Source organism: Sphingopyxis sp. (genome assembly GCF_016463645.1).
Classification (GTDB): domain Bacteria; phylum Pseudomonadota; class Alphaproteobacteria; order Sphingomonadales; family Sphingomonadaceae; genus Sphingopyxis.
This window is the reverse complement of record NZ_JAEMQX010000126.1, coordinates 1-9,560: the sequence shown is the minus strand read 5'-3', so window position 1 is coordinate 9,560 and position 9,560 is coordinate 1. Positions and strand designations below refer to the sequence as shown.

At 67.5% G+C, this 9,560-nt stretch carries 8 protein-coding genes and 1 pseudogene; 4 read left to right on the top strand and 5 right to left on the bottom strand.

Translation table 11 applies throughout. From position 1 onward, the window contains the following. The first annotated feature begins 83 nt into the window (after positions 1-83). Genes JHC57_RS18530 through JHC57_RS18515 form a run of 4 tightly spaced genes read left to right on the top strand, consistent with a single transcriptional unit; the run spans position 84 to position 4,359 of the window. Positions 84-1,421, top strand: a complete 1,338-nt coding sequence (locus JHC57_RS18530) for an amidohydrolase (protein WP_294031890.1) — start codon at positions 84-86, stop codon at positions 1,419-1,421. A gap of 18 nt (positions 1,422-1,439) precedes the next feature. Further along, positions 1,440-2,057 (top strand): trimeric intracellular cation channel family protein, encoded by a 618-nt coding sequence (locus tag JHC57_RS18525; RefSeq protein ID WP_294031892.1) that lies wholly within the window; start codon positions 1,440-1,442, stop codon positions 2,055-2,057. Positions 2,058-2,105: 48 nt separating this feature from the next. Beyond that, the gene (locus tag JHC57_RS18520; protein WP_294031888.1) at positions 2,106-3,434 is read left to right on the top strand and encodes an oxygenase MpaB family protein; all 1,329 of its coding nucleotides are present in this window, start codon (positions 2,106-2,108) and stop codon (positions 3,432-3,434) included. A 22-nt stretch (positions 3,435-3,456) separates the two neighbouring features. Continuing rightward, positions 3,457-4,359 (top strand): alpha/beta fold hydrolase, encoded by a 903-nt coding sequence (locus JHC57_RS18515; RefSeq protein ID WP_294031887.1) that lies wholly within the window; start codon positions 3,457-3,459, stop codon positions 4,357-4,359. A gap of 1 nt (position 4,360) precedes the next feature. On the opposite strand, the gene sppA is transcribed toward JHC57_RS18515, so the two are convergent. From sppA to obgE, 5 genes and pseudogenes are all read right to left on the bottom strand, one after another. Continuing rightward, entirely contained in the window at positions 4,361-6,343 is a 1,983-nt protein-coding gene (gene sppA / locus JHC57_RS18510) for a signal peptide peptidase SppA (protein WP_294031885.1), read from the bottom strand. A gap of 78 nt (positions 6,344-6,421) precedes the next feature. Next, on the bottom strand, positions 6,422-7,339 hold the full coding sequence (locus tag JHC57_RS18505) for an NAD(P)-dependent oxidoreductase (RefSeq protein ID WP_294031884.1): 918 nt from the start codon (positions 7,337-7,339) through the stop codon (positions 6,422-6,424). Next, positions 7,336-8,442 (bottom strand): glutamate 5-kinase, encoded by a 1,107-nt coding sequence (proB, locus tag JHC57_RS18500; RefSeq protein ID WP_294031882.1) that lies wholly within the window; start codon positions 8,440-8,442, stop codon positions 7,336-7,338. The genes JHC57_RS18505 and proB overlap by 4 nt, the downstream gene beginning before the upstream one ends. 44 nt (positions 8,443-8,486) lie before the next feature. After that, on the bottom strand, positions 8,487-9,281 hold the full coding sequence (locus tag JHC57_RS18495) for a MipA/OmpV family protein (protein WP_294031881.1): 795 nt from the start codon (positions 9,279-9,281) through the stop codon (positions 8,487-8,489). 50 nt (positions 9,282-9,331) lie between these two features. Then, positions 9,332-9,560: pseudogene (gene obgE, locus JHC57_RS18490) on the bottom strand (GTPase ObgE); the annotation flags it as partial.

The following is a 9,560-nucleotide window of genomic DNA, read 5'->3' as shown; positions in this document are numbered from 1 at the left end:
CACAGCGAAGCGATCAAGGAAGCTGCGATGGCGGTGACGGGCAAGCCGATCCACACCTGATGAAATGATAACGGGAGAGAGTTATGGCGAAGCACGGGCTCTGGGTAGCGGCTTCGCTGACCCTCTCCCTCATCGCGACCGGCGCACAGGCGGCACCCGACCTCGGTGCCGCCAATACGCGGCTGACCGCGCTGCTGGATAAAAATTACCCGGCGCTGGAGGCGCTTTACAAGGATCTGCACCAGCACCCCGAACTCGGGATGCAGGAAGTCCGCACCGCGGGCATCCTCGCGCAGCATCTGCGCAGCGCGGGTTTTACCGTGACCGAAAAGGTCGGCGGCACCGGCGTCGTCGGCCTGCTCAAGAATGGCGAGGGCCCGACGATCCTCGTGCGCGCCGACATGGACGCGCTGCCGATAGAGGAAAAGACCGGGCTCGCCTGGGCGAGCAAGGCGCGCGCGACCTATGAGGGCAGGGATGTGCCCGTCATGCACGCGTGCGGTCACGACACGCATGTCGCCTATCTCGTCGGCGTCGCGCAGGCATTGGATGCGATGCGCGACAGCTGGTCGGGCACCGTGGTGCTCATCGGCCAGCCCGCCGAGGAACCGCTGATCGGCGCGCGCGCGATGCTCGACGACGGGCTGTTCACACGCTTCCCCAAGCCCGACTTCGGTTTCGCCGCACATGTGTCGAACCTGCCGGCCGGTGTGGTAGCGATCAAGGCGGGCGCAGGGTCATCGGCTTCTGACAGCTATTCGATCACCTTCCATGGTCGCGGCGGCCACGGCTCGATGCCCGCCGCGACGATCGACCCCATTCCGATCGCCGCGCGCTTCGTCACCGACACACAGGTGGTGATCAGCCGCGAAAAGGATCCTGCCGCTTTCGGCGTGCTGACGATCGGCGCGATCAACGCCGGCAGCGCGCCCAATATCATCCCCGACAGTGCAGAGGTGAAGGTGAATCTGCGTTCGCAGTCGCCCGAGGTGCGCAAGTTGCTTCAGGACGGCACCGCGCGCGTCGCGAAGTCGGCGGCCGCGATGGGCGGCGCGCCCGAGCCGACGATCCGCTATCTCAGCGGCACCGGCGTCCTCACCAACGATGAGACAATGGCCAATGCCGCGGTCGCGGCGCTGACGCCGGTGTTCGGCAAGAGCCTGGTCTTCGCGCCGGCGAGTGCGCCGCCGATGTCGGGAAGCGAGGATTATTCGGAGTTCGTCGATGGAGGCGTGCCGTCGCTCTTCTTCGGCATCGGCGGTTATGATCCGGCGGTGCTGGCCGACCTCAAGGCGAAGGGGGAACCCGCGCCGACCAATCATTCGCCCTTCTTCGCGCCGAAGGCGGAGCCCGCGATCCGCAATGCCGTGACGGCGATCGTCCTCTCGATCGTCGGGGGCGTGCGGCCGGCGGCGAAATAGGGGATCACCTTGTTCGAGATCGACAATGCGCTGATCGTCCGCCTGCTCGACCTCGTCGGCATCGGCGTGTTCGCGCTGTCGGGCGCGTTGATGGCGGTGCGGTTGCGCCAGACGCTCGTCACCGCGGCTTTCTTCGCGCTGGTGACGGGCGTTGGTGGCGGCAGCGTGCGCGACCTGCTGATCGGCGCGCCGGTCTTTTGGGTCCAGGATGGCGCGATCGCGGCGGTATGCATCGCGATCGCGTTGATCGTCTGGCTGACGCCCGAACGCTGGTGGCAGGGACAATTGCTCGAATGGGCCGACGCGGTGGGCCTCGCCGCCTATGCCGTGTTCGGCACCGCCAAGGCTTTGGCGTGGGGCGTCCCGCCCGTCCCCGCATTGATGATGGGCGTGATTACGGGCTGCGTGGGCGGCACGATCCGCGACATCCTCGCCGGGGTACCGTCGATCATCATGCGGCCCGAAGTCTATGTCACCGCCGCGGCGCTTGCGTCGGGGCTGTTCCTGCTATTGCAATGGCTGGGGACGGGGACGCCGGTCGCGGCGGTCGCGGGCGCGATTGCGGGTTTCATCCTGCGTGGCGCGGCGATTCACTGGTCGCTCGCACTCCCCGCCTATCGCGGGCCCAAAGGCTAGGACGAGCGACAGGCTTGCCAAATTGCGAAACTATGGCAGTTTCGGGTTATGAACATCGATGTCAGCACCATCGCACGCCGGGTGCGGGGTCAGGCGGACGCCTTGCCCGAGCTGTTCGGCCGTTTCGATTTCGACAAGGCGCCCGAGCGCTGGGCGCCCGAGGTCGATGCGGTCAGCGAGCTCAGCCGCGTCCGCAGCATCGACCGCGCCGACTATCTGGACGATCCCGAACTGCTCGGCCGCATCCGCGAATATACGATGCTCGGCGACCGGACGGGCGACGCCTATGCCGCGCTGATGCCGCGCTACGGCTTCCAGCGCACCGTCGCGATGCTCGTCGACGCGTGCGACAAGGGCATCGAGGCGGTCGAGGATGCGCCGCGCGAGCTGGACGCGCTGATCCGCGAGATGGAGCAGAAGCCTGACTGGCTCGACATGGGGCTGGTCGAGGAAGGCGCTGCCTATGAGCGCAACGCGACGGCAAATCTCTCGCCCTTCCTGATCCGCGGCGCCTTTATCGCGACTTTCCTCAATAAATATTCGGCGCTGCCGATGGCGCTTACCGGCACGCTCGGACATGCGACGGCGGCGCGGCGGGTGAAGGAAACCGCGACCTTCTTTGCCACCACCGCGCTCCCCGGTGCGCTCGACCGCTTCGGACCGGGCTTCAAGGCGGCGGCGATGGTGCGGCTGATGCACTCGATGGTGCGTATCAACGTGCTGTCGCGCCCCGGCATGTGGGACACCGAAACCTATGGCATGCCGATCCCGCAGCTCGATCAGATGCCGGCGGGGCTGATCCCCGTCTATTTCATGTCGCAGGAGGTGCTCGCGAAGGGCCGTACCAGCTTTACCCGGCTCGAACGCGGGCGCGTAGAGCTCGCGCGCTATCGCTGCTATCTGCTCGGCCTGCCCGAAGACCTGCTCGCCGATACGCCGCAGGATATCGTCCGCATCTGGCGCACGCGTAGCGCGACGCTCCGCTACGAATATGACGATCAGGTCTGCGGCGGGCTGCTCCGCGCGACGATGGACGCCGAGCTGTCGAAGGACATATCGCCCAAGGGGCAGGTCAAGCGCCGGCTCGAATATTCGGTCAGCCGCGTCTTCTTCGTGAAGGCTTTTCTTGCGGGTGATGAGGCGCGCGCCGCCCATGTCGGCGTGCCGGTGCGGCGCCGCGATCATCTCATCTATGGCGCGACGATGCTCGGCATCGCGGGGCGCATGGCGGCCTATCGCGTCGCCTCGCGTTTGCCCGTCATCCGCCACCTGGCCGACCGCCGTCTCGTCCACCGGATCGAGCGCCAACTCGCCGAATATGGCCGCGCCGAATTCACGTCCGACGCCGCGCATTACAAGCCCGCGACAGCGAGCTAGTATTTTCAGCCAGAGGAACTTCATGAAAACCGAACAGGCGGCCGTCAACGGCATCAGCATCACCTATGAGGACAAGGGCCCGCGGGATGCGCCCGTCATTCTGCTGGTCATGGGCCTCGGCGGCCAATTGACGCTCTGGCCCGACGAGTTCGTCGATGCGTTGAATGAGCGCGGTTTCCGCACCATCCGCTACGACAATCGCGACGTTGGCCTGTCGACGCGTTTCGAGGCCGCGGGCATTCCCAATGTGAAGTGGATGATCGTCAAATCGGTGATCGGCCTGCCGGTGCGCCCGGCCTATACGCTCGCCGACATGGCGGCCGACGGCATCGGCCTGCTCGATCATCTCGGCATCGACCGCGCGCATGTCGTCGGCGTGTCGATGGGCGGCATGATCGCGCAGCATATCGCGGCGCGCTATCCGGGGCACGTGCTGTCGCTGACCTCGGTGATGTCGACCACGGGCAACCGCCGCTTGCCGCGCGCCCAGAAGGAAGCGATGCGCGTGCTCGCCAACCGCCCGATGAGCGGCGACAAGGAAGCGCTCATCGCATACTCGGTCAACGCCGCGCGCGTGATCGGCAGCCCCGGTTATCCGTCGACCGAGGAAAGATTGCAGCGGCGCGTGCGTACCGATTTCGAGCGCGGCTGGTATCCGCAAGGCGTTGCGCGCCAGATGGCGGCGATCGTCGCCGATGGCGACCGGCGCGCGATGCTCAAAGACATTGAGGCGCCGACCCTTGTCATCCACGGCGAGGACGATCCGCTCGTGCCGCTGCCCGGCGGGCGCGACACTGCCGACAATATCGCGGGCGCGCGGCTGCTGACGATCCCCGGCATGGGGCACGACCTTCCGCTCGCGCTCGTCGATACGCTGGCCGACTCAGTCGCCGAGCATGCCAAGGCGGTTGCCGTCGCGGCCTGACCTATTTGAGCAGCAGCGCCAGCGTCGCGAGGAAGCCCTTGGCCTTGCCCTGACCCGCCCGCGGGACGGCGGGGAGATAGGCGCGGCAGTCGAGGCACGAAGCCTGCACCGATCCCGCCTGCGTCAGCATCGTCAGGTCCTGCACCAGGCGCCGCTCGGTGAGCTGGCGGTTCATCGCCGCGATGCCGAACCAGCCACGTGGGAGCGCCGCCGTCTCTTTTTCGGCGCCGGACCAGCTCGCGAGCATTTTCGAAAATTCGCTCGGCTCGTCCTCGAAATATTTGGCGTGGAAATCGCCGTCGATCTTGGCGAGCTTCGCGGCAGCGGAGAGCGCATCGGGCAGGCCGCCGAACTGGTCGACGAGGCCGATCTGGCGTGCAGTGCCGCCCGCCCATACGCGCCCTTCGGCGATAGGCAGGATCTTGTCGAGCGGCTGCTTGCGGCTCTTTGCGACGAGGCCGGTGAAGCGCGCGTAGATATCCTCGACGCTCGCCTGCGCGAGCGCGTTGAATTCGTCGTTCACCCCGCCGAATATGTCGGGTTGCCCCGACAGCGGCGTCGTCGCGATCCCGTCGGCGTTGACGCCGACCTTGGCGAGCGCCTGGTCGAAACTCGGCAATATGCCGAACACGCCGATCGAGCCGGTGATCGTCTCGGGCTCGGCGAAGATGCGGTCGGCCGGGGTCGATACCCAATAGCCGCCCGACGCCGCGACATTCGCCATCGAGACGACGATCGGCAGTTTCTTCGCCTTCGCTGCGAGCAGTGCCTGGCGGATTTCCTCCGACGCGAGCACCGATCCGCCGGGCGAGTCGACGCGGAGCACGATCGCCTTGACCCCGCTGTCGGCGGCGGCGTCGAGGATGTGCTGCGCGACGGTTTCGCCGCCCGCCACGCCGGTCGGCGCCTCGCCATCGACGATCTCGCCGACGACGGGGACGACCGCGATCGCGCTGCCGTTCGTTGCGGGCGGGTTCGCCGCGACCCAGTTTTCGAGCGGGATCGCATTATATTCCCATGGCTTGCTGTCGTCGGCCGCCCCGCTGATCTCGGCGATGCGGCGGTTGAATGCCATGCGGCTGCCGACCTTGTCGATCAGCCCGGCGTCGACCGACGCTTTCGACAGATCGTTGCCCGCGGCCTTCACCGCGCCCGCGGTATCGGCAATGAAGGCATCGACTTTGGCGGCGGGGCGTGCCTTCTTGACGTCGCTCAGCCAGTTTTCCCAGAGGACGCTGGCATAGGCGAGATCGGCTTCCTTCGCTTCGGGCGACTGGTCGCTGCGGAGAAAGGGCTCGACTGCGCTTTTGAAGGTGCCGACGCGATAGATGTGCGCGGTAACGCCGAGCCGGTCCATCAGGCCCTTGTAATAGAGGCGCGAGCCGCCCGGCCCGGCGATCGCGACGCCGCCGATACCGTCGGCCCAGATTTCACTGGCGTGCGATGCGACCTGATAGCTGTCGGTGGTGTAGGCGGTCGCAAAGGCGAGGACGGGCTTTTTCTTCGCGCGCACCTTGTCGACCGCGGCACCGATTTCGGCGAGCGAGACCTGCCCGCCGCCGAGGAAGCGGTCGAGGTCGAGCACGACCGAGGTCACACGCTTGTCGTCGGCGGCAACTTCCAGCGCGTGGACGACGTCGCGGACGCGAATTTCCTTGAGCCGGTTGCCGCCCGACAACGCAGCGAGCGGGTCCACCTCCGACGGCTGTTCGCTGACGATCCCGTCGAGCTCGATCAGCAACGCGCCTTGACTGACCGGCAGTCCGGCGTTGGGGCGTCCGGCAAGCAGGCCGAAGAGCGCGACGAAAAAGAGCAGCAGGAAAATGAGCGCGAGCGCATCCTTGATTCCGACGAGCAGGTTCCAGACCTTGCGCGGAAAGCTGGTCGTCGACCTGGGCCTGTCCTCGCCGGGCAGCGGGCGGCGTACGGGGATGGCCCAGGGGCCGGCGGGATCGTTGGGCGTGTTCGCGGTGGTGTCGTTCATGTCCGCGAACCTAGGGACGCCGCTCGCCCTTGGCAATGCACGCTTCGACGGGCGAACGGCGGTGCCACACCGGCGACGTCAGAGCCAGCCTTCGCGGCGATACCAGCGCGCGGTTTCGGCAAGCGCGTCGTCGGTGTCGCGCTCGGGGCGCCACAGCGCGGGCGGCGGGCATTTGCCTTTGGTCGCGACCCAGTCGGGATGCGCGATATAGCGCGCGCGATCCGGGGTGAGCTTGGCGCGGCCGCGGCGCACCAGCTTGTCGATGCGGCCGCCGGCTTTGAGCAGCATGGCCGGCGTTGCGAGCGTCGACAGGCGTTGCCGTCCTACAGCACGTGCGACAGCGCGGGCAAAACCGCGGTGTGACCAGCCCGTCGGTTTGCCGTCGTCGGGCTCGTAGATCTGGCCGATGCTGGCGCCTCGGTCGGCGGCGAGGGTGACGAGCAGCCGCGCAAGCTCGTCGACATAGATCGCCGACATGCGCCCGTTCGGCACCAGCGCGATCCCGCGCCGCGCCATGCGGAACAGGTCGAGCATCTCGGTATCGCCGGGGCCGAAGACCGCGGGCGGGCGGACGATCGTCCAGTCGAGCCCGCTCTCGACTACAACGGCCTCGGCGCGCTCCTTCGACCAGCCGTAGTTGGAAATGGCGGGTTCGCGCGCCGCGAGCGACGAGACATGGACGAAGCGCGTAACTCCGGCACGGCGCGCGGCATCGACGACATTGGCGGTCGCGGTCGCATTGCCCGCCTCGAACGCCGCGCGCGTCGGCACGTTCACAACGCCGGCAATATGCATGACGGCATCGGCGCCCGCCGCCATTTCGGCAAGACTGTCGGACTGGCCGAGCGCACCCGCGATCCATGTCACACCTGCGCGCTCGGGCTGCGGCCTGCGGGTGAGCGCGCGAACATGCCAGCCCGCCGCGACCGCTTGCCGCATCGTCGCGCGGCCCACGAAACCGGTCGCGCCGGTCATCGCGAGCACGCGCTCGCTCACAGCAGCACCATATGGTCGCGGTGCACCATCGCGCTGCGCGGCGCATAGCCGAGCGCGGCTTCCTGCGCATCGCGGCCGAGGCCGACGATGTTCGCGGCGTCGGCGCCCGGATATTCGGACAGGCCGCGCGCGATGACGCGCCCGTCGGGCCCTACGATATCGAGGATGTCGCCACGCGCGAAACTGCCGCTGACTGCTGTCACGCCGGCGGCAAGCAGGCTTGCGCCGCCTTGTAACGCTCTGACGGCCCCGGCGTCGATCTCGATCCGCCCCTTCGCGGTCAGCCCGCCTGCGAGCCATGCCTTGCGCGCGCTTGCGCCCCTGTCGGCGACGAACAGACTGTGCCGCGCTTCGGTCGACAGCGGCCGGTCGATGCGCCCCGACGCGATCGCGAGATGCGCGCCCGCGGCATTGGCGATGCGTGCGGCGGCGATTTTCGACACCATGCCGCCCGACCCCATACCCGATGCCGAGCCCGTGTCGGCCATCGCCTCGATCGCGGCGTCGATGCGCTCGATGCGCGCGATATGGACAGCGCCTTCCCGCGCCGGGTTGCGGTCGTAGAGGCCGTCGATGTCGGACAGCAGTATCACGCCGCCCGCCGCAGCGGCCTGAGCGACCCGCGCCGCGAGACGATCATTGTCACCAAAACGGATCTCTTCGGTCGCGACGCTATCGTTCTCGTTGATGATCGGCACGACGCCAAGACTGAGCAGCCGGTCGAGTGTCGCGGCGGCGTTGAGATAACGGCGTCGATGTTCGAGATCGTCAAGTGTGACGAGCATTTGCGCCGCGGTCAGCCCTTCGGCACCGAGGACCTCGGCCCAGACCTGCGACAGTGCGATCTGTCCGGTCGCTGCGGACGCCTGCGCATCCTCGAGCGTCCCGCGCCCGCCCTTGGCAAGCCCCAGTCGCCGCGCGCCAAGCGCGATCGCGCCCGACGATACGACCGCGACTTGCTGGCCCGCCCGCGTCCGCTCGGCAATGTCGGCGGCGATCCCGACGAGCCAGTCGCGGCGCACCGCGCCCGATGGGTCGACGAGCAACGCCGACCCGATCTTGACGATCAGCCGCGGGCAGGAGGCGGGCGGAAACAGGCTCATGGCGCCGCCGATAGCGTGCGCGGAAGCCCGCGCCAATCATTACGTTAGCGCGGCCCGCCGAATGTATAGCTTAGCGCGATACCGCCCGACGGCTGGCTCCGCGAACCGAGCTGACGCGTAACCGGCGAGTCCGCCGCGTCGCCGACGAGGCGGTCGTAGCGGCCGTAGACGGCGATGCCCCAGTTCTTGCCTAGCATGCGGTGATATCCGGCGGTGACGCCGACCGACTGGACACCGCCGCCGGGATCGTAGGCGGGAATGCCCGAGGCCAGGGCTGCCGCGGGGGTGACGCCGAAATAGGCACGGGTATATTTCGCGTCGCCGAGCGTCACGCGCGGTCCGATCGAGAAGAGCCAGTCGTCACCTTGCCGCGCGATATAATCGGCGCTGACCTCGCCGGTCCAGCCCTTGTGCCCGCTCAGTCCCTTGCGGCCTTCGACGCGGAGGCGGAGCGACGGGGTGACCGACATCTGCGCGAAGCCGCCCGCCTCGACGGTGAAACCGACCTTCGGCAGGTCGGCACCGATGTCGGACGCCTTGCGTTTGCCGATGAAACCGAAGGCCGGCCCGAACGCGAAATTTCCCGAATGGACGAGCGGCTGGCCGAAGCTTTCGTCGGGGGCTTCGAATTCGAACTCGCTCGCGCGGGTACGCGAGACGTCGATATAGGGACCGACGCTGAACTTGTCCGCACCCGGCCATGACGGCGACAGCTGCGGACCGAGGATGATGCGCGTACGCTTTTCGCCGCTTTCCTCGCTGCCTTGCGCTTGCGCGGGGACGGCGGCCGCCGCGAATGCGAGGAAGAGGGGGGCAGCGAACTTGCTTCGATCGGTCATGCGAAATCCTTGTTGTTCCGCATGAAATTCTCAGCGGCGAGCTTTCGTTCCTAAAGCGGCGACCAGTCGCTCGCTTCTTCGCTTTCGTCTTCGCCTGGCTCGGGATGGCCGATCGCCTCGAGCAGCTTGTCGAGCACCGCGGGTACGCCCGCGCCGCTTGCACCCGACAGCGCCATCACCGGATGGCCGCTTTCGGCTTCGAGTTCGGCCGAGAGCGCCGCGATCAGCTCGTCGTCGAGCGTATCGGTCTTGTTGAGCGCGACGATCACCGGCTTGTCG